The 21132-nt window shown below is 52.4% G+C and carries 19 protein-coding genes; 9 read left to right on the top strand and 10 right to left on the bottom strand.

Annotated features, from left to right (window positions below; all coding sequences use genetic code 11):
- Positions 1 to 2: 2 nt before the first annotated feature.
- From Q9J79_RS04035 to Q9J79_RS04025, 3 genes are all read right to left on the bottom strand, one after another.
- Positions 3 to 1385, bottom strand: a complete 1383-nt coding sequence (locus Q9J79_RS04035) for an MFS transporter (protein ID WP_301672747.1) — start codon at positions 1383 to 1385, stop codon at positions 3 to 5.
- Between the two features lie 108 nt (positions 1386 to 1493).
- A complete protein-coding gene (locus Q9J79_RS04030; protein WP_025457001.1) occupies positions 1494 to 2114 on the bottom strand; it encodes a lytic transglycosylase domain-containing protein in 621 nt (206 codons plus the stop codon).
- A gap of 206 nt (positions 2115 to 2320) precedes the next feature.
- On the bottom strand, positions 2321 to 2689 hold the full coding sequence (locus tag Q9J79_RS04025; RefSeq protein WP_301911876.1) for a transcriptional regulator: 369 nt from the start codon (positions 2687 to 2689) through the stop codon (positions 2321 to 2323).
- Positions 2690 to 2852: 163 nt separating this feature from the next.
- Here Q9J79_RS04025 and Q9J79_RS04020 point away from each other — a divergent pair, with 163 nt between their 5' ends.
- The 3 genes from Q9J79_RS04020 (at position 2853) to ppx (ending at position 7639) form a co-directional block, all read left to right on the top strand.
- On the top strand, positions 2853 to 3704 hold the full coding sequence (locus Q9J79_RS04020; RefSeq protein ID WP_304717622.1) for a factor H binding protein domain-containing protein: 852 nt from the start codon (positions 2853 to 2855) through the stop codon (positions 3702 to 3704).
- Positions 3705 to 3817: 113 nt separating this feature from the next.
- Complete coding sequence (locus tag Q9J79_RS04015) at positions 3818 to 5485, top strand: surface lipoprotein assembly modifier (protein ID WP_304717621.1); 1668 nt, start codon at positions 3818 to 3820, stop codon at positions 5483 to 5485.
- Positions 5486 to 6130: 645 nt separating this feature from the next.
- Positions 6131 to 7639, top strand: coding sequence for an exopolyphosphatase (gene ppx, locus Q9J79_RS04010; RefSeq protein WP_301911879.1), 1509 nt, complete (start codon positions 6131 to 6133; stop codon positions 7637 to 7639).
- 457 nt (positions 7640 to 8096) lie between these two features.
- Here ppx and Q9J79_RS04005 read toward each other — a convergent pair whose 3' ends face one another.
- Positions 8097 to 8642 (bottom strand): hypothetical protein, encoded by a 546-nt coding sequence (locus tag Q9J79_RS04005; protein WP_301911880.1) that lies wholly within the window; start codon positions 8640 to 8642, stop codon positions 8097 to 8099.
- 67 nt (positions 8643 to 8709) lie between these two features.
- On the bottom strand, positions 8710 to 9720 hold the full coding sequence (gene trpS / locus Q9J79_RS04000) for a tryptophan--tRNA ligase (protein WP_301911881.1): 1011 nt from the start codon (positions 9718 to 9720) through the stop codon (positions 8710 to 8712).
- 259 nt (positions 9721 to 9979) lie between these two features.
- Between trpS and clpB the strand changes: the two genes are divergently transcribed.
- Positions 9980 to 12559, top strand: a complete 2580-nt coding sequence (gene clpB / locus Q9J79_RS03995; RefSeq protein WP_301911882.1) for an ATP-dependent chaperone ClpB — start codon at positions 9980 to 9982, stop codon at positions 12557 to 12559.
- 72 nt (positions 12560 to 12631) lie between these two features.
- Here clpB and Q9J79_RS03990 read toward each other — a convergent pair whose 3' ends face one another.
- Positions 12632 to 13846 (bottom strand): pyridoxal phosphate-dependent aminotransferase, encoded by a 1215-nt coding sequence (locus tag Q9J79_RS03990; protein WP_301911883.1) that lies wholly within the window; start codon positions 13844 to 13846, stop codon positions 12632 to 12634.
- Positions 13847 to 13932: 86 nt separating this feature from the next.
- Positions 13933 to 14142, bottom strand: coding sequence for a tautomerase family protein (locus tag Q9J79_RS03985; RefSeq protein WP_002223595.1), 210 nt, complete (start codon positions 14140 to 14142; stop codon positions 13933 to 13935).
- 344 nt (positions 14143 to 14486) lie between these two features.
- On the opposite strand from Q9J79_RS03985, the gene Q9J79_RS03980 reads away from it, so the two are divergent.
- Entirely contained in the window at positions 14487 to 15293 is an 807-nt protein-coding gene (locus tag Q9J79_RS03980) for a DUF4198 domain-containing protein (RefSeq protein ID WP_301911884.1), read from the top strand.
- A 57-nt stretch (positions 15294 to 15350) separates the two neighbouring features.
- Here Q9J79_RS03980 and Q9J79_RS03975 read toward each other — a convergent pair whose 3' ends face one another.
- Positions 15351 to 16616 carry a Glu/Leu/Phe/Val family dehydrogenase gene (locus Q9J79_RS03975; protein WP_301911885.1) on the bottom strand — a complete coding sequence of 422 codons (1266 nt, stop codon included), beginning with the start codon at positions 16614 to 16616 and terminating at the stop codon, positions 15351 to 15353.
- A gap of 406 nt (positions 16617 to 17022) precedes the next feature.
- On the opposite strand from Q9J79_RS03975, the gene Q9J79_RS03970 reads away from it, so the two are divergent.
- The 4 genes from Q9J79_RS03970 to Q9J79_RS03955 all read left to right on the top strand — a co-directional run bounded on the left by Q9J79_RS03970 (position 17023) and on the right by Q9J79_RS03955 (position 19137).
- Entirely contained in the window at positions 17023 to 17733 is a 711-nt protein-coding gene (locus Q9J79_RS03970) for a phosphoglycolate phosphatase (protein ID WP_301911886.1), read from the top strand.
- Between the two features lie 72 nt (positions 17734 to 17805).
- Positions 17806 to 18267: a recombination regulator RecX gene (gene recX / locus Q9J79_RS03965; protein WP_301912000.1), complete on the top strand. Its 462-nt coding sequence runs from the start codon at positions 17806 to 17808 to the stop codon at positions 18265 to 18267.
- A gap of 73 nt (positions 18268 to 18340) precedes the next feature.
- On the top strand, positions 18341 to 18502 hold the full coding sequence (locus tag Q9J79_RS03960) for a hypothetical protein (RefSeq protein ID WP_301911887.1): 162 nt from the start codon (positions 18341 to 18343) through the stop codon (positions 18500 to 18502).
- Positions 18503 to 18654: 152 nt separating this feature from the next.
- Complete coding sequence (locus tag Q9J79_RS03955; protein WP_003688183.1) at positions 18655 to 19137, top strand: acyl-CoA thioesterase; 483 nt, start codon at positions 18655 to 18657, stop codon at positions 19135 to 19137.
- Positions 19138 to 19256: 119 nt separating this feature from the next.
- Here the strand turns inward: Q9J79_RS03955 and Q9J79_RS03950 are convergent, their stop codons facing one another.
- Positions 19257 to 20270 carry a peptidoglycan DD-metalloendopeptidase family protein gene (locus Q9J79_RS03950; RefSeq protein WP_301911888.1) on the bottom strand — a complete coding sequence of 338 codons (1014 nt, stop codon included), beginning with the start codon at positions 20268 to 20270 and terminating at the stop codon, positions 19257 to 19259.
- Between the two features lie 102 nt (positions 20271 to 20372).
- The gene (gene surE / locus Q9J79_RS03945; protein WP_301911889.1) at positions 20373 to 21119 is read right to left on the bottom strand and encodes a 5'/3'-nucleotidase SurE; all 747 of its coding nucleotides are present in this window, start codon (positions 21117 to 21119) and stop codon (positions 20373 to 20375) included.
- Positions 21120 to 21132 lie beyond the last annotated feature (13 nt).

The following is a 21132-nucleotide window of genomic DNA, read 5'->3' as shown; positions in this document are numbered from 1 at the left end:
TTTTAAACTCCTGTGATGATTTTTTCAGCGGCAGCCTGATCGAAACCCTTCTGCAACACTTTGAGATAGACGGTCTGCCCGTCGAAACTGAAACCGATGTCTTCCACGCCTTCGAGTTGCGACAAGGCGCATTGCAAGCCGTCCTGATTGCCCTGCCACACGCCGCCGACAGGGTAACTGAGGTTTTTGACGGGCTTGGGCGCGGGCGATAAAACGGCAATTACCAGCCACAGCAGCATCAATATGCTGCAAAAGGCAAACACGCCGGAAAAGCCGTATTTTTGAAACAGCAAGCCGCCTGCCGCGCCACCGGCAAACAGTCCGAGCGACTGCATCGTGTTGTACACGCCCATCGCCGTACCCTTCAGGTCAGACGGCGCGATTTTGGAAACCATAGACGGCAAACTGGCCTCCAACACATTGAAACCAATAAAGTAAACAACCAAATAAGCGGTAATCAGACCCACCGAGCGCATACCGGACAGCAAACCGAGCTGCGCCGCCGCAATACAGACGATACCCAAAACAAAAACCTGCTTGAGCTTGTTGCGCGTCTCGCCGATGATAATCAGCGGAACCATTACCACCAAACCGGCAACGGTAGAAGGAAGATAGACTTTCCAATGCTGGATTTTTTCCAAACCGAGCTGGGTCATCGCGAAAGGCAGCGCGGTAAACAATGCCATTTGTGCGGCGTGCAGGGCGAAAATACCGAAATCGAGCGTCAGCAGCCGGCGGTTTTTCAAAACTTCGCCTATGCGCGAAGGCTGCGCCTGCGTGTCCTCATGCAGCTTGGAAACCTCCGGGTCGGGAGTCATAAACGCCACCACGCCGATGCTGATGACGGTCAAAATACCGGTCAGCAGGAACAAGCCGCGCACGCCCACCGCGTCGGCAATCACAGGGGCAACGACGAGGCTGACCGAAAACGTCAGACCGATACTCAAACCGATCATCGCCATTGCGCGGGTACGTACGCCGTCGCGCGTCAAATCCGCCAGCAGCGCGGTAACCGCCGCACTGACCGCTCCCGCACCCTGTATGGCGCGTGCGGCGACCAGCATGGGCAGCGTATCGGCGGCGGCGGCAAGGAAGCTGCCCGCTGCAAACACAATCAGCCCCGCATAAATGGTTTTCTTGCGCCCGAACTTGTCGGAAGCGATACCCAAAGGCAGTTGCAGCAATGCCTGCGTCAGCCCGTAAATGCCCATTGCCAGCCCGACCAGCGTTTTGTTGCCTTCCGCGCCGGGCAGCGAGGCGGCATACACCGCCAATACGGGCAACACGAGGAACATACCGAGCATACGCAGCGCGTACACGCCGGAAAGCGTCGTACTGGCGCGCCATTCGTGCGGAAACATTTGGATACGGTTGTCTCTTGCCATAAATAATTTTTCAGACGGCATCAACAGTTGCAATGCCGTCTGAACTTCCAGTGAACAGATTTTCGGATTATACAGGATTCGCCGTATTTCGGTTGCGGCACAATGCGCCTACCACTGCCAGCGGTTGCGCCACGCGCCCAAAACGGCGTTCGGATATTTATTGCTGCCCAAGCTGCCGTTGAAGCGGGCAAGCGCGCGGACGATGTCGCCCTTTTCAAGGTTGCGGTAATGGCGCAGGATGGTGCAGCCGTAACGCAGGTTGGTGCGGATGTCGAACAGGTTGTGCGCCGGTTTGCCGATGTAGTTTTTCCAAAACGGCATAACCTGCATCAGGCCGCGCGCGCCGACGCCGCTGATTGCATACTGGCGGAACGCGCTTTCCACCTCAATCAGCCCCAACACAATCTGCGTATCCAAACCGGCACGGCTGCTTTCATACTGGATATTGACCAGCAGCCTGCGCCGCTCCTCCTCGTCGGGGACAAACCTTGCCAACCGCGCAGACATCGCGGACAGCCAACGTTCGCCCTCTTTCGGATTGTCAAACACCAGCCTCGGAGGATTTATGCTGCCGACAGAACTCCTCATCACGGAAGCCACATCGTCGGCAAGCGTTTCTTCACGTTGCGCGCCGGCTTGTGCCAGCGGGCTGAGCAACAGCGCGCCGACAGCACACAACAGGCGGCGGCGTTGCAGATTGACGGGTAGGGTATCGGTCGGTTTTTTCATAGGGAACGGGGGCGCGTCCGAATGTTTCGGACGGCATTAAATATTCAAACAGACAATGATTGCTTCCAACGCGAAAACCGCGCACAAAATCCAAGCGCGGCATATCGCCCTGCCCTTTTCGGGCAAATCTCGATTTTACCGCCCCCAAGAACGCTTGTCCAAACAGGAACAGACAATACCGCCCGGGCATTTCCCGTTTTCACCGGCTATCCGTCGTCCGGATGGTGCAGCAGCACCATCAGCGCCTCACGCTTTTTTGGCGGCAGCAGGCGGAAATATTTCAACAGCAGGGCTTCTTGCGGCGAAGCCGCACCTTCCGTTCCGGAGAGCCTGCCGTGGCGCAGCCATTCCGCGCTGGTATCCAGCCATTTTGCCAGTGTCTCGATTTTATCCGGAGTCGGAATCGACCTGCCGACCAGCCAATGGTGGAACGCCTGCGTACTGACAGGCTGATTGGGATGGCGCAGGTTGAAGCGGTTGGCGAGGCTGGCATTGGACAGCTCGTCCAAACCCGCGAGGCGTATTGCTGTTTTCAAGCGTTCGCTGAAATCGGTTTTGTCTTGTTCGGTATGCATAATGGCGGATTATGAATAGCCGACTGTCGCCTTCTTTAAACAGAATAATTGATAGTATTAACAATTTGATTGTCAGGAAAAAAGTGGATATGGGTACGATGGGAAGCGGTTTGCAAAACCATAAACTTATTTACTTAATTTCTGAAATTTTGGGGATTTTACGATGGCTTTAAATAAAATTTTTACATTTAGCATAATTGCCTTAGGTTTGACGGCTTGCAGCAGCAACGGTACTGCCAACAACGGCAACAACTCTTTAGTTTCCGGTCCGGGCGTGGCAACACAAGGCGCGGTTGTTACTTCTTTTTACAGCGTAAAAGAGGATGTAAGGAAAGATGTCAACAGTTGGGCAACCCAAAAGGGGTTCAAACCTGGAGAGGTTGAGTTGGCATCAGTTACCCTGCAGGTTGGCAGCGTCTCCTCCAAGGGCAGCAATATCAATTTGTTTGATGTCGTACCGGCACAAAACAAGGTTCAAAAAGTGGATACTGTAACCACGGCACGTGTTAAAGCCGGCGGGGACAATTACGAGCTGATTTCAAAAGGTCAGGCACATATCTACCGTCAAAATTATTCTTTAATTGCCGGTCTTTCCGAACTGGAAAGAATCGAAAAAGACCCGTCCGGTATCAAGAGAAACTTGAATGTCGATGATGACAGCGTTGATTTGGTTGTGAAAGGTTCTACTACCAAAATCCTGCCAGCTGCGGGCAAATTTAGCTACGCAGGTATTGCAACCGATGGCAAAAAACAAGGTGCTTTGTCTTATACAGTTGATTTCAAGGAAAAAAACGGCAAAGGCGAAATTACCGGAATCGGCGAAAACAGCATCACTCTGAGTGAAGCGCCTATCAAAGAATTCAGCCATACCAACGAATTCGATAACACAGTAATTAAGGGACAGGGCATCGAAGGTTCTAATTACAAACTCGGCTTCTTCGGTCCTAACGCAGAAGAAATCGTCGGTGCGGTTACTGAGGGTACAAATAGCATCGGCTTTGCCGGCTCCCGTTAATCCCGCCTGATACAAATGCCGTCTGAAACCGGAAACGGTCTTTCAGACGGCATTTCGACCATTTGACTGCGCGGTTTGCCCGTCCGGTCCCTTGCCCTGAAACTGTTTGACTTATGAAAAAATTTGCTTTGCTTCTTTTGTCCGTGCCGACGGCGGCCGTTTCCGAAACGCCCGTCTTACCTATACCCGTGTCGAAGCAGGTGTTCGTGGACGGCAAGTTCGACGATAGGATAGTGCCTGCCGAAAGGCTTGAAAGGGCTGACGAAACGGAAATTCCGGTTCTGCCGCTTGCTTCCTATGCCCCATCTTTTGACGAACAGATCGACAATGCCTTCCGCCTGTTGCAGCGTGCCGCGCCGAAGCGGGCTGCCGCGCCTGTTGTTGCGTCTGTCGGCAAGGCAGAAGAGACCGAAATCAAGCCTGTGGCGACACATAAGAAGTTTTCCAACGAGGCGGCTTTCGGTACGGGTGCGTCCGTGCCGTCTGAAACCCTTGCAGTCGGGGAAGCCGCCGAAGCCGTTTCAGACGGCAATGCCTCTCTTGCGGGTTTGGAAGAACAGATCAACCGCGCCGTCGTCGCCCGCGATTGGGACACGCTGCAAACGCTGCTGGAAAGCTATCGCGCCCTGCCGGATTTCAATCCGGTTCTGCACGATTACGCGCTGGGCGGTTTGCGCCGCAGCCAGTTGCGCCATAACGAGGCGGTGGCTTTGTATCGCGGCATTTTGGCGCAACAGCCCGATTTGGCGTATCCGCGTTTCGATTTGGGCGTAATGCTGTTTGAAAACAAACAGTACCGCGAGGCGAAGGCGGAATTGGAGCGGGCGAAACCCGATTTGCAGCCGCCGATGCGGCAGCTTGCCGACCGCTATCTTGCCGCCATAGACAAGGCTCAAGGCTGGAAGCCCAATGTGTCGCTGCAATACGAGCAAACGGACAATGTAAACAACGCTTCGTCCGAAAAAACGATTGAATTTGCTGGCAGAAGCTGGACGAAAACCGCCGACAGCCTACCGCAAAAGGCACACGGTTTGCGCTACGGCTTGGGCGTGTCGCGCGAAATCAATGCGGGCGGGCATCATTTCCTCTACGGCGACATCAGCGGCGGCGGCGTGCACTATTGGGATAACAAAGATTTCAGCGAACAGAGCCTGCGCCTGTCGTTCGGCTATAAAAACCGTTCAGTAACGCGCTCGTTCGGCATCGTGCCGTTTGTCGAGCAAAACCTCTTAGGCGGCAGCCGATACAATTTCGTCGGCGGCTTCAATGCCGATTTCTCCCAACGCTTGGGCGAACACTGGCGGCTGACGCTGAACGCGGGCAATATGTGGAAGCGTTATCAGGAAGACCGCACCGCCGCCCGATACGACAGCCATATGCCGCTGGCGGGCGCGACGCTGATGTATTCCGCGCCGAAAGACTGGCTGCTTTACGGCGGGGCGGACTGGTCGCACGACATGACGAAAGAGGCGGAGCAGGCTTCCATCCGCAAGGGTTTGCGTGTCGGCGCGGTCAAAACGTTCGACGGCGGCTTGGGTCTGCGGGCAAACCTGCGCTATACCCGCAGGACTTTTGATGCACCCGGGACCATTGTGTACCGCTTCCCGCGCAAAGACCACGAATATCAGGCAAACCTGTCGTTGTGGCACGACAAAATCTCTTGGAAGGGATTTACGCCGCAACTCAATTTCCGCTATCTGAAAATCGACAGCAATATGAAAAGTTTTTACACACGCAAAAACATGCAGATTTTCATGAGCGTGGAAAAGGATTTCAAATAAGCGCAAAAAATGCCGTCTGAACGTTTTTCAGACGGCATTTTTTTGCTGTCGGAAACATACCGTCGGCAACATCTGTGAGCGTAATCAAAAACAGCCGCATCATTAATTTTTGCTCCAAAATTTAAAGTTTTACTATAGTAGAAATAAATATCAAAACTGAAAATATTACTGAAAATATTTTATATTGTTTAACTTTTCTTTTATACGAATTCGCCTTTGTTGAAATTAATTGATAATCAAACCAGCAAGAAATAATTCCATAATAAAACATTCCAATCCAATAATAAAATTCAGGCCTCTTAGAATTAGTAAAAATTTTAAATCCATAATCTCTTTCAAAAGTAGCTATTATACAAGTAAACAATATCACCAACCCTAAACAGTCCAACATAAAAATATAGTTTAATTTTTTGTTCATACAATATTTCCAATATTATTCTTTACTTGCAGTTATAAAATCTTGTATAAATTCAATAGAAACTGAATTATCATCAGATCTGACTTTGTTATTTTCCATATTGAGCCTCTCTTTAATTTCTCAAGTTCATTGAGAAGCTTAAGTGCATTTTCAATTGAATCGCTCATATATTGTCAACGCCTGCGCCGTCAGGGTAACATTGCGTTTTTCCCCCACCGGTATCCGCCATGACCACCAATCCCGCAAACGTCCTTGCCTCCGTCGATTTGGGTTCTAACAGTTTCCGCCTCCAGATTTGCGAAAACAACAACGGACAATTAAAAGTTATCGATTCCTTCAAACAGATGGTGCGCTTCGCCGCCGGACTGGACGAACAGAAAAACCTGAGTGCCGCCTCCCAAGAACAGGCTTTGGACTGTCTGGCAAAATTCGGCGAACGCCTGCGCGGCTTCCGCCCCGAACAGGTGCGCGCCGTGGCAACCAACACCTTCCGCGTCGCCAAAAACATCGCAGATTTCCTTCCCAAGGCCGAAGCGGCATTGGGTTTCCCCATCGAAATCATCGCCGGGCGCGAAGAGGCGCGACTGATTTATACCGGCGTGATCCACACCCTCCCCCCCGGCGGCGGCAAAATGCTGGTTATCGACATCGGCGGCGGTTCGACAGAATTTGTCATCGGTTCGACGCTGAATCCCGACATTACCGAAAGCCTGCCCTTGGGCTGCGTAACCTACAGCCTGCGCTTCTTCCAAAACAAAATTACCGCCAAAGACTTCCAAGCCGCCATTTCCGCCGCCCGCAACGAAATCCAGCGCATCAGCAAAAATATGAGGCGCGAAGGTTGGGATTTCGCCATCGGAACTTCGGGTTCGGCAAAATCCATCCGCGACGTGCTTGCCGCCGAAATGCCCCAAGAGGCGGACATTACCTACAAAGGAATGCGCGCCCTCGCCGAACGCATCATCGAAGCCGGTTCGGTCAAAAAAGCCAAATTTGAAAACCTGAAACCGGAACGCATCGAAGTTTTTGCCGGCGGACTTGCCGTGATGATGGCGGCGTTTGAGGAAATGAAACTCGACAGGATGACCGTAACCGAAGCCGCCCTGCGCGACGGCGTGTTTTACGATTTGATCGGGCGCGGTTTAAACGAAGATATGCGCGGACAAACGGTTGCCGAGTTCCAACACCGCTACCACGTCAGCCTCAATCAGGCGAAACGCACCGCTAAGACCGCGCAAACCTTTATGGACAGCCTCTGCCACGCCAAAAATGTTACGGTTCAAGAACTTGCCTTGTGGCAACAGTATCTCGGACGCGCCGCCGCGCTGCACGAAATCGGTTTGGACATCGCCCACACCGGCTATCACAAGCATTCCGCCTACATCCTCGAAAACGCCGATATGCCGGGTTTCTCACGTAAAGAACAGACCATACTTGCCCAACTGGTCATCGGTCATCGCGGCGATATGAAAAAAATGGGCGGCATTATCGGCACCAACGAAATGTTGTGGTATGCCGTTTTGTCCCTGCGCCTTGCCGCACTGTTCTGCCGTTCGCGCCAAGATCTGGATTTCCCGAAAAATATGCAGTTGCGCACGGATACGGAAAGCCACGGCTTCATCCTGCGTATTGACAGGGAGTGGCTGGAACGCCACCCCCTGATTGCCGACGCATTGGAATATGAAAGCGTCCAATGGCAAAAAATCAATATGCCGTTCAAAGTCGAGGCCGTCTGAACCTTGCGGAACAAATGCCGTCTGAATGATGTTCAGACGGCATTTCCCTATCCACAACACCCAAAAAAACCGACTGCCTTGTATCTGCGACGGCAGACGGGTCGATTTGCCACTCCAAGCAAAAACCTGCTTATATGCGCGGCAAATTCAGCCGACCCGAATAAGACCGAGCAAGTCTTTTCATAACCCGCGTGCATGGTGCAAACCATCCCGTCAAGGCGGAGCCGGACTTAAAGCATAGATAAAGCGGCAACCGGATGGCTGCCGCTTTTTTGTAAAGATGAGCGGTACCGATTCACTCATTCTTACATCAGAATCACAATACATATGGAGCACCTAAATCCCCTATTTCTGCAAACAATTCCCCGACCGTCTCCATCAGGACAGAAAACTTGCCGCAGCCACCTTCCTGAAAGGGCTTGGAAAACTCAAATGCATTATGGGATTTTTGAATACCTCAATAATGGCGGCGGCGGAAATAAAACATCCCCTCACTGTCGATTTCCAGCACATAGCGTCCGTTCTGTACGGCGGCATATCCGCTTTTGACTGCCTGATAGGGTTGCAGGGCGGCATGCGAGACCAGGTAATCCGTCAGTTTGCCGCCGTCTTCGGCGATATTGCCCACCAGTTTGGCAAACAAGGTATGGCACACGCCGTTTGCCGCCCAGCCCGAAGGTGCGCCTTTGCCGTCGGTTTCCATACATTTGCCGCTGACGGCTTCCAAGTCGTTGGGATGCTTTCCGGTCAGCCGGACGACGTTTTGTTCCGGCAAGCCTTTAATCGGATAACTGATTTGTTTTTTGCCGTCGTTGGTTTTGCCTTCGCTGCTTTGCCCCAGAGCCAAACCGGCAATCGCCGTATTGTCGATATATTTGACTTTGAAAACCGGTTTCGGCGCACCCTGCACTGCATTTTGCGGCTGTTCCGCCGTATTTTCAGATTTACCGCAGGCTGCAAGCAGCAGGCAGCTGCTTAACACGACAAAAGATGTTTTAAGCATTCCACACTCCTGATGGTTTCAAAATGCCGTCTGAAACACGGACAATGGATGTTCAGACGGCATAGGTTTATTTCAAAGGACGGATACCGACCGCATCACGTACCTTATTCAAAAGTTCGCGCGCTTCTTTGCGCGCTTTGGCCGCGCCTGCCTGTAGGATGTCTTCGATTTGCGAAGGATTGGCGGTCAGCTCGTTGTAGCGTTCGCGCGGTTCTGCCAGCTCGGCGTTGATTTTGGCAGCCAAAAGTTTTTTTGCCTCGCCCCAAGCCAGGCCTTCGGCCAGCATTTGTGTGAACGCTGCGGTTTCAGACGGTATGGAGAAGGCCTTGTAGATTTCAAACAAGGGGCTTTCATCAGGCCGTTTCGGCTCGCCGGGCTCTTTCATGTTGGTGATGATTTTGTTGACCGATTTTTGGGTTTTCTTGTCGTTTTCCCAAAGCGGAATGGTGTTGCCGTAGGATTTGGACATTTTGCGTCCGTCCAAACCAACCAAGAGTTCGACGTTTTCATCGATTTTCACTTCGGGCAGGGTGAAGAGTTCTTGGAAGCGGTGGTTGAAGCGTCCGGCAATGTCGCGCGCCATTTCGACGTGTTGGATTTGGTCGCGGCCGACGGGAACTTCGTTGGCGTTGAACATGAGGATATCGGCAGTCATCAGAATCGGATAACTGAACAAACCCATTTCCACACCGAAATCAGGATCTTCCTGATTGTTTTCTGCATTTGCCTGCACGGCGGCTTTGTAGGCGTGGGCGCGGTTCATCAAACCTTTGGCAGTAATGCAGGTCAGAATCCAGTTCAATTCCATCACTTCGGGAATATCGCTTTGGCGGTAGAAGGTGGTGCGCTCGGGGTCGAGTCCGCAGGCAAGCCAAGTGGCGGCAACGGCTTGGGTGGATTGGTGAATCATCTCCGGCTCGTGGCATTTGATGATGCCGTGGTAATCGGCGAGGAAGAGGAAGGATTCGGTATCGGGGTTTTGCGCCGCGCGGACAGCGGGGCGGATAGCGCCGACGTAGTTGCCCAGATGCGGGATGCCGGTGGTGGTTACGCCGGTCAGAACTCGTTTTTTGCTCATAAAATGTCCTTACGGCATCAATGCCGTCTGAAAGGGAAAAAGATGTGCCGATTATACCCGATTCACAATATTTGTTCAGACAGCATCGGACGCTCCCCTATTGGAAGGATTAAGTTATACACACGAATTAAAAAATTTATTTCAATCATATTCAATAAGATACGTAATTAAACCTGAAAAGTTAAAATCTGACGCTTGAGTTATCCACAATTATGCACATATAGGCTTCGACAGCGGACATTTTGAAAAGGAAACGAAAATGCGATACGACAAATTAACCGCCAAATTCCAACAAGCCCTTGCAGAAGCTCAGAGTTTGGCGTTGGCTGCGGACAGCAGCTATCTGGAAGCGGGCTTTGTACTGAAAGCCCTGCTTGACGACCAAAACAGCGGAGCCGCCGCGCTCTTGGCTCATGCGGGCGTGAACGTGCCTCAGGTGAAGCAGCGTTTGCAGCAGCATTTAAACAGCCTGCCGAAAGTGTCCGGCCAGGGCGGCGACATTATGCCCAGCCGTGAATTGCAGGCGGTGTTGAACCTGATGGACAAAGCCGCAACCAAACGCGGCGATGCCTATATCGCCAGCGAACTTTTCCTGCTTGCCTTAGTGCAGCAGAACGATGCGACCGGCAAAATCCTGAAAGAAGCCGGCGCGACCGAACAAAACATTAATGCCGCGATTGACGCGGTACGAGGAGGACAAAACGTGAACGATGCGAATGCCGAAGACCAACGCGATGCTCTGAAAAAATATACGCTCGATCTGACCCAGCGCGCCCGCGACGGCAAACTCGACCCTGTTATCGGCCGCGACGACGAAATCCGCCGCGCAATTCAGGTGCTGCAACGCCGAACCAAAAACAACCCAGTGTTGATTGGTGAACCGGGTGTGGGTAAAACCGCCATCGTTGAAGGCTTGGCGCAACGCATCGTCAACGGCGAAGTGCCCGAATCCCTGCGCAACAAACGCCTGCTGGTTTTGGACTTGGCGGCATTGATTGCCGGCGCGAAATACCGCGGCGAATTTGAAGAACGCTTGAAAGGTGTGTTGAACGATTTGGCGAAAGACGACGGCAACACCCTGATTTTCATTGACGAAATCCATACTTTGGTCGGCGCGGGCAAAACCGACGGCGCAATGGACGCGGGCAATATGTTGAAACCGGCTTTAGCACGCGGCGAATTACACTGCATCGGCGCGACCACCTTGGACGAATACCGCCAATACATCGAAAAAGACGCTGCACTCGAACGCCGCTTCCAAAAAGTATTGGTCGGCGAACCCAGCGTGGAAGACACCATCGCCATCCTGCGCGGTTTGCAGGAGCGTTATGAAATCCACCACGGCATCGACATCACCGACCCCGCCATCGTTGCCGCCGCTGAATTGAGCGACCGCTACATCACCGACCGCTTCCTGCCCGATAAAGCGATTGATTTGATTGACGAAGCTGCCAGCCGTGTCAAGATGGAAAAAGAAACCAAGCCGGAAGCGATGGACAAAATCGACCGCCGTTTGATTCAATTACGGATGGAAAAGGCACACGTTGAAAAAGAAAAAGACGATGCCAGCAAAAAACGTTTGGAGCTGATAGACGAAGAAATCGACGGTCTGGAAAAAGAATACGCCGATTTGGAAGAAATCAGGAAAGCCGAAAAAGCGATTTCAGACGGTGTCGCCAATATTAAGAAACAAATTGACGAAGTCAAAATTAAAATCGAACAGGCAAAACGGCAAGGCGATTTAGCACTGGCTTCAAAATTGATGTATGAAGATTTGGAACATTTGGAAAAACAGCGTGCAGCCGCCGAACGGGAAGATACGGACAGCATAAAACCGGCAAACAGACTCTTGCGTAATAATGTCGGTGCTGAGGAAATCGCAGAGGTGGTTTCCCGTATGACCGGCATTCCCGTATCCAAAATGATGGAAGGCGAACGCGACAAACTACTGAAAATGGAAGAAGTATTGCACCGCCGCGTGGTCGGTCAAGACGAAGCCGTGCGTGCCGTGTCCGATGCCATCCGCCGCAGCCGCTCCGGCCTTGCCGACCCGAACAAACCTTACGGCAGCTTCCTGTTCTTGGGTCCGACCGGCGTGGGTAAGACCGAATTGTGCAAAGCTTTGGCAGGCTTCCTGTTTGACAGCGAAGACCACCTCATCCGCATCGATATGTCCGAATATATGGAAAAACACGCCGTTGCCCGCCTCATCGGTGCGCCTCCGGGCTATGTCGGCTACGAAGAGGGCGGTTACCTGACCGAACAAGTCCGCCGCAAACCGTACAGCGTGATTCTGCTGGACGAAGTGGAAAAAGCCCATCCCGACGTGTTCAACATCCTGCTGCAAGTATTGGATGATGGCCGTTTGACCGACGGGCAAGGCAGGACGGTAGATTTTAAAAATACCGTGATTGTGATGACTTCCAACATCGGCAGCCAGCACATCCAACAAATGGGCATTCAGGACTACGAAGCGGTGAAAGAAGTTGTGATGGAGGATGTGAAAGAACATTTCCGTCCTGAAATGATCAACCGCATCGACGAAGTGGTCGTGTTCCACGGACTGGATCAGGCAAACATCCGCAGCATTGCGAAAATCCAGCTCAAAGGTTTGGAAAAACGTTTGGAAAAACAAAACCTGCGCCTGACTGTTTCCGATGCCGCTTTGGACATCATCGCCAAAGCCGGTTTCGACCCGATTTACGGCGCACGTCCGCTCAAACGCGCCATCCAGTCGGAAATCGAAAACCCGCTGGCCAAAGCCCTGCTTGCCGGAAACTATGCGCCCGAAAGCGAAATCAGGGTGGAAGCCGACGGCGACAGACTGAAATTTGCCTGATTCGTTCCTGCTGTTGAAAATGCCGTCTGAAACGGGAATCTCCGTTTCAGACGGCATTTTTTTATCAGAATCCTACTGATGGTAGGTTTGCAGGAATCTTGCCAGCCTGCCCGCCGCCTCTTCAATCTGATGGACGTAAGGCAGCGTAACAATGCGGAAATGGTCGGGCTTGATCCAATTAAACCCCGTTCCCTGCACCAGCAGGACTTTTTCGCGCACCAGCAAATCGTAAACGAATTTCATGTCATCGTGGATACGGTACATTTCGGTATCGATTTTCGGGAACATATACATCGCGCCCATCGGTTTGACGCAGGACACGCCGGGGATTTGGTTGACCAATTCCCACGCCCTATTGCGCTGTTCCAAAAGCCGTCCGCCGGGCAAAATGAATTCGTTAATGCTCTGATAGCCGCCCAATGCCGTCTGAATCGCGTGCTGCATCGGCGTATTGGCACACAGGCGCATGGACGAGAGCATATCCAAACCCTCGATGTAACCTTTTGCATGATGTTTCGGCCCGTTGAGCACCATCCAGCCTTGGCGGAATCCGGCAACGCGGTAGGCTTTGGACAAACCGTTGAACGTTACCGTCAAAAGGTCGGGGGCAAGCGCGGCAATATGGTGGTGAACCGCGCCGTCATAAAGGATTTTGTCGTAAATTTCGTCGGCGAAAATAATCAGACCGTGTTTGCGCGCCAGTTCGGCGATTTCCAGCAGGATTTCCCTGCTGTACACCGCGCCTGTCGGGTTATTGGGGTTGATGACGACGAGGGCTTTGGTTTTGGGCGTAATTTTGGCTTCCATATCGGCAAGGTTGGGAAACCAGCCGTTTTCTTCGTCGCACAGATAATGGCGTACCGTACCGCCCGCAAGCGTTGCCGCCGCCGTCCACAAGGGGTAGTCGGGCGCGGGAATCAGGATTTCGTCGCCGTCGTTGAGCAATGCCTGCATAGACATCGTAATCAGCTCGGACACGCCGTTGCCGATATAGACATCGTTTACCGTAATATCGCGCAAACCTTTGGTTTGATAGTAGTGAACGATGGCTTTGCGTGCTGAATATAATCCCTTCGAATCGCAATAGCCTTGAGAAGTCGGCAGGTTGCGGATGACATCGACCAAGATTTCATCAGGCGCTTCGAAGCCGAACGGCGCAGGGTTGCCGATATTGAGCTTGAGGATTTTGTTGCCCTCCTCTTCAAGCTGAAGGGCTTTTTTGTGAACCGGCCCGCGTATGTCGTAACAGACGTGGTCGAGCTTTGCAGACTTGGGAAACTTATCCATAATGTGTTCCGTAAATTTTGGGCAATGGGTGGAAATGTACTCTTTTTCACGCGGAATTTAAAGCATCAGGGCGGGGTTTAGGTTTTTCACCTGCCCTCTTTGCGCCGTTCGCTGACGCTTTTGCCGCCTATGCCCCAGTTATCGGTATCCACTTCGTCAATCACGACAACCGTTGTTTCGGGATTTTTACCCAGCACGCGTGCCAGCAATTCGGTTACGCCGCCGATCAGTTCCGCTTTTTGCGCGGCAGTCGGTGCTTCGCTGCCGCCGGTTACTTTAATATTGACATAAGGCATGATATTTCTCCGTTTTGAAATATTGCTATCTTATCAAACAAGTTGCCTCCGCCCAAACGTCCGCTTCATTTTCTGAAAAATTCAAATCGATATAGTGGATTAACAAAAATCAGGACAAGGCGACGAAGCCGCAGACAGTACAAATAGTACGGAACCGATTCACTTGGTGCTTCAGCACCTTAGAGAATCGTTCTCTTTGAGCTAAGGCGAGGCAACGCCGTACTGGTTTTTGTTAATCCACTATACAAAAAGACAGTTTTCAGACGGCAAATCCGTCTTCACACGATACCTATTTTGTTATAACATAACAAAATCTTTAACCCACACGAGACAAAGGCTGCACCATGAAGAAAACATTGACACTGCTCGCCGTTTCCGCCCTATTTGCCGCATCCGCCCACGCCCACCGCGTCTGGGTCGAAACCGCCCACACGCACGGCGGCGAATACCTTAAAGCCGACTTGGGCTACGGCGAATTTCCCGAACTCGAACCCATCGCCAAAGACCGCCTGCACATCTTCAGCAAACCGATGCAGCTGGTTACCGAAAAAGGCAAGGAAAACATGATTCAACGCGGCACATACAACTACCAGTACCGAAGCAGCCGTCCCGTTAAGGACGGCAGTTACCTCGTCATCGCCGAATATCAGCCTACTTTCTGGTCAAAAAACAAAGCAGGCTGGAAACAGGCGGGCATCAAAGAAATGCCTGACGCAAGCTATTGCGAACAAACCCGTATGTTCGGCAAAAACATCGTCAACGTCGGACACGAAAGCGCGGACACCGCCATCATCACCAAACTGGTCGGACAAAACTTGGAAATCGTCCCGCTGGACAATCCCGCCAACATTCACGTAGGCGAACGCTTCAAAGTCCGCGTTCTGTTCCGTGGCGAACCGCTGCCCAATGCCACCGTTACCGCCACCTTTGACGGCTTCGACACCAGCGACCGCAGCAAAACGCACAAAACCGAAGCACAGGCTTTCTCCGACACCACCGACGACAAAGGCGAAGTGGACATCATCCCCTTGCGCCAAGGCTTTTGGAAAGCCAGTGTCGAACACAAAGCCGACTTCCCCGATCAAAGCGTGTGCCAAAAACAGGCGAACTACTCGACTTTAACCTTCCAAATCGGCCATTCTCACCATTAATCCCGCCCGCACAAAAATGCCGTCTGAAGGCTTCAGACGGCATCTCTTGTTCAAACATCAATACCAGCCGCGCAGCTTCATCGCTTTTTCAACACGGCGGATACTCATCATATAAGATGCGGTTCGCAAATCGACATCATACTCTTGCGCCAAGTTCCAAATATCGCGGAACGCGCGGCGCAGGACGACGGTTTCTTTTTCCTGAACTTCGTCAAACTCCCAATAATAGCCTTGCAGGTTTTGCACCCACTCGAAATAGGAAACGACCACACCGCCGCAGTTCGCCAGAATATCGGGCACGACCAATACGCCGTTTTGACGCAGGATAACGTCGGCTTCGGGCGTAGTCGGGCCGTTTGCACCTTCGACCACGATTGTCGCGCGGACTTTACCGGCATTTTCAGAAGTCAGTTGGTTTTCCAGTGCGCAAGGGGCAAGTACGTCCACTTCCAGAGCCAAAAGTTCGGCATTGCTGATTTCTTTACCGTAGCCGGCTTCATTGGTGATGAAACCTTTGGTTTGGAATTCTTTGATGATTGCTTCCATATCCAAGCCGTTTTCGTTGTAGATGGCAACGTCAACAGTAGAAACGGCAACGATTTTCGCACCGGCTTTGTGTGCATAGTAACCGGTGTGGTAGCCCACGTTACCGAAACCTTGAATAGCGTAAGTGGCACCCTTCACGTCTTTACCCAGTTTTTCCAAAGCTTGGACAGCAGCGAAGTTTACGCCGTAACCGGTGGCTTCGGTACGCGCCAAGGAGCCGCCAAACTCAACCGGTTTGCCGGTAAACACGCCCGGTGCAGAATGTTTCACCACATTTTCATAGGCATCAACCATCCACGACATAATTTTGCCGTTGGTGTTCACATCAGGAGCAGGAATATCGATTTTCTCACCAATCAGCGGAGAAATAGCTTCGGAATAAGCGCGGGCGATGCGTTCCAATTCCGCTTCGGAATAGTTACGCGGATCCAAAGTAATGCCGCCTTTGCCGCCACCGTAAGGAATGCCCGCAACGCAGCATTTGATGGTCATCCAGATAGACAGGGCTTTGACTTCGTCCAGATTCACATTGGGATGGAAGCGCACGCCGCCTTTGTAGGGGCCGACGGCGTTGTTGTGTTGCGAACGGTAGCCCGTGAAGGTTTTGACCGTGCCGTCGTCGAGTTTGACGGGAAAATTGACTTCCAACACGCGGGTCGGACTCTTCAGGATTTCATAAACGGCCGGATCGGTTTTCAGCCGGTCGCAGGCGGTTTTGACCTGTTTGCGCGCGATTTCAAACGGATTGAGGGTTTCTTTTGCAACGGCATCAGACATTTTGCTTCCTTTTCACAAAAAGATTTTCAGGGGCAGGCATTTCGCTCATTACTATAACCAATTTCCCGACAAAATGTAATAGCGTGTAGTCGGAATCAGCCCGATTTGATTAATCTATATATGATTTTATTTTTCAAGCCGCACGGAATCAGCCCGGACTCCGCCTGAAAAAGCAGCCTCCGCGTCCGAAAAATAAATGTCCAATTAAATAAAGATATAGTCATCCTCTTATTTTTTAAAAATTTAATTGGAACATCGCCGGGATTTCAAACCCTTGCCCGATTCCTCCCCGAAATCCGAAAACACCGCCTGCAAAACCTGTTGCGATTGTTAACAATCCATACATTAGAAGCCCTGTGCAAACGATGTTAAAATAAACCCTTTCAACCCGACAGGAAACCGGATTATGAATGCAGCCATCGAACACGTCCAAGCCGTTGCCTTCGATTTGGACGGCACACTGTGCGATTCCGTCCCCGACCTTGCCGCTGCCGCAGAAGCGATGTTGGAACAACTCGGTATGAAACCGCTGCCCGCCAAAGTGGTCGAAAGCTATGTGGGCGACGGCATCGGCAAACTGGTTCACCGCGTCCTCACCAACGACCGCGACCGCGAAGCCGATTCCGAACTGTGGGAAAAAGGTTTCGTATCCTATATGAAATACTACCGCGACCATTTGAGCGTCTTCACCCGCCCCTATCCCGAAACCGAAGCCGGGCTGGCATTGCTCAAATCTTTGGGCATCCCGCTCGCCGTCGTTACCAACAAAAACGAAATCCTTGCCGTCGAACTGTTGAAACAGCTCGGACTTGCCGATTACTTCAGCCTCATCCTCGGCGGCGACAGCCTGCCCGAGAAAAAACCCAGCCCGCTGCCGCTGCGGCACGCCGCCGAAGTTTTGGGTATCGATGCCGCCAATATGCTTATGGTCGGCGACTCGCGCAACGACATCATCGCCGCCAAAGCCGCCGGCTGCCTGAGTGTCGGCGTTACCTTCGGTTACGGCGATATGACGCTGCTCTCGCAAGACAAAGCCACCAAACCCGATTGGCTGATCGGCTCACTGCCCGAAATTTACGAAAACCTGCGACCGCAGAAAAACAAAGACGAAGAATAAAACAATCTGTTCAGACGGCATCGGAATCCGTTCCCCATGCTGTCTGAATCTTTCCGTGCCGAAACCGCCGCCATGAAACCGCAAAAATCCCTACGCGCCCGCGCGATGGACATCCTCTCGCGCCAAGAAGTCAGCCGCATCGGTCTGAAACGCAAACTTGCACCGCACGCCGAAAGCGAAGAGGAGTTGGAAAACGTGTTAAACGAATTTGCCGAACGCAACTGGCAGTCGGATTTGCGCTATGCCGAAACCTATATCCGCAGCAAAAGCCGCAAACACGGTTCATTGAGGCTGAAACAGGCTTTGGCGCAACAGGGCATAGACGAAGAGACAAGCCACAAGCTGCTTCCGGACGGTACAAGCGAAAAACAGACCGCCATAGCCGTGTTGCGTAAAAAATTCAAACAGCCCGCCGCCGACCTTAAAGAAAAACAAAAACAGGCGCGTTTCCTCGCTTATCGCGGATTCGATGCCGATACCGTTCAGACGGCATTGAAACACGCTTGGGACGAAAATTGGGAAGACGGCTGCTGACCTTCCTTCTTGAATCTTTTTGCACGGCAACGTAACCTTACGCCCATTTCCAACTTTTCCGATTGAGAACAAAATGTCCGAACAACCCGAAAAAACTCACAACCCGCTCCTTGAAGACGAACGCAAAAACCCGGTTTACCGTATGGGACAGGCGGTTGCCGGATTGATGCTCGTCGTCTGGGCGGGCGTATTGGCACTCGTGTTTTTCCTGGTCTTCCGTTTTTGGCTTTCTTGAACAAAATGCCGTCTGAAACCTTCAGACGGCATCGGCGGTTCATTTCGGCAGACTATCCCATCATAGCTTTTTTTAGCTTGAATTCCACTTCCCCATTCCCTAAAATTTTCGCGCACCCATTTCAAAACACCCTTTCTTAAAACAGGTACACTATGACACAACAACGCCAACTGCCTTCGCACGAACTCATTATGTCCGAACTGATGATGCCGGACACCGCCAATTTCAGCGGCAACGTACACGGCGGCGAACTCCTGCTCCTGCTCGACCAAGTCGCCTATTCCTGCGCCAGCCGTTACAGCGGCAATTATTGCGTTACCCTGTCGGTTGACAAAGTCCTGTTTAAAGAACCCATCCACATCGGCGATTTGGTTACCTTTTACGCCGCTGTCAACTACACGGGACGCACCTCGATGGAAATCGGCATCCGTGTCGAAGCACAAAACATCCGCACCGGCGAAATCCGCCATACCAACAGCTGCTACTTCACGATGGTTGCGGTCAAAGACGGCAAACCCGTTCCCGTACCGCCACTGGAAATCCTGACCGACCGCCAACGCTGCCGCTACGAAAAAGCGAAAAAACGCAGAGAAATCAGCCTCCAAGCCTCCGGAGACGTGTCCTGCGGCTGCTGACGGCGGCATCCGAAACAGGCATATATGCCGGTTATCGCCGTCAACCCAAACTATCCTTAAATAAAATGCCGTCTGAAAAGCTTTCAGACGGCATTTTTAACCTGATTGCAAACGGAAAGTCAGAACGCGATATAGCTGTTCGGGTTAACCGGTTTGCCGTTTTGACGCACCTCGAAATGAAGCTGCGTTCTGGAAGCATCGGTATTGCCCATCAAAGCAACCTGCTGACCACGTTTGACCTGCTGACCTTCGCCGACCAGCAATTTTTGGTTGTGCCCGTACGCGGTCAGGAAAGAGGAATTGTGCTGGATGATGACCAAGTTTCCGTATCCCCTCAAACCTGAACCGGCATAAACCACTTTGCCGTCAGCCGCCGCCAAAACGGGTTGTCCGGCATTACCGGCAATATCGACACCCTTGTTGTTGCTGCCGAAATCGGCAACCACTTTACCTTGGGTCGGACGCTGCCAAACAATGCCGCCGACCGAACGCGTGCCGGAAGGCGAAGCGGCAGGAGATTGCGGGACGGGCGCGGGGGCGGGAACTGCTTTATTTTCCGCAGCGGGCGCGGCAGGTTGCGGCGCGGACTGCACGGGCGGTTGCGCGGCGGGTTTCACAGGGGTTTGTACGGAAACCGGTACAGCAGACCTGCTTTCTACGGCTGCGGTTTTCGGTGCGGCATATCCTGCCGGTTTGACTTTAACAATCTGACCGATGCTCAACGTATTGTCGGTCATGCCGTTCCACGCACGGAAATCGTCTTGAGAGATATGGTAGCGTTTGGAGATGTTGTACACCGTGTCGCCGCGCACAATAGTATGCGTCGCCGCGTTGATGTCGACAGGCGCATAAGAAGGAACATATGTACCCGAAACGGCAGGTGCAGACGGCGGAACATAAGCAGGAGGCGTATAAACCGGCGCAGTTTGCACGGGCGGCACATACGGCGCATCGTTGGCGGCAGGAGCGGCATTGTACGGCGTTGCGCCATAAGGATTGTAAACCGATGCAGACGGTACGGTCTGCATACCTGAATTGCCTGCAATGACAGGAGCAGGCTGTTGGGTGGCGCAACCGCCCAACAGAGCGGCAACGGCGGCACAAGCTGCCAAAAGTGTCGTTTGTTTCAACATAAGATAACCTTCATGTTCCGATATATAGCCTGAATGCGGCATATCATAATAAAAATGCGCGTTCTTCTCAAGCGCAAAGCCCGACGGTATTTGATAAAACGGTCAGTCCGTATGCCAAAAGGCCGCCGTTTCCGCCATGTCCGGATAGGCGGTCAGATCGATTTGCAGCGGCGTTACGGTAATGAAACCTGCGCCGCATTCACCGAAATCCGTCCCCTCTTCCCGATCGGAAACTTCACCGACCGGCCCTATCCAATAAATCTGTTCGCCGCGCGGATTGCGGGACGGGACGATGTTCTGCTCGTGATGCCGTCTGCCCAGACGGGTAATCTTGACTCCCCTAATTTCATCCGGCGCGACAGCAGGGATGTTGACATTCCACAAAACGGGCGCGGACGGCGGTTTTTTAAAAAAATGCGCCAACACCTTCCATACCGCCCGCTCTGCGGTCTGCCAATAGCGTCCGGAACTGTCGTTCAAAGAAAACGCCACAGCAGGCATACCCATCAGATAGGCTTCGGTCGCCGCCGCAACCGTCCCCGAATAAAGCGTATCGTCCCCCATATTCGCCCCTCTGTTGATGCCTGAAAACACGACATCGGGCTTAAAATCGGACAGGGCAAACTGACCGACATGGATGCAGTCGGTCGGCGTGCCGTTGACATAGTAGAAGCCGTTTTGCGCCTGTTTCAGCTGTAAAGGACGGTCGAGCGTCAGCGAATTGCTGACTCCGCTCCTGTCCCGCTCGGGTGCAACCACCCTGACGTTGGCAAATTCCGACGCAACCCGCGCCAAAACGGCAATGCCTTCGGAGAGGTAGCCGTCGTCGTTGGAAATCAAAACGTTCATTCCGTATCCCGCC

The sequence above is a fragment of the Neisseria viridiae genome, from assembly GCF_962747995.1.
In the GTDB taxonomy this organism is placed as follows: domain Bacteria; phylum Pseudomonadota; class Gammaproteobacteria; order Burkholderiales; family Neisseriaceae; genus Neisseria; species Neisseria viridiae.
The sequence above is the reverse complement of the archived record's forward strand: the minus strand, read 5'-3'. Positions and strand labels throughout refer to the sequence as shown.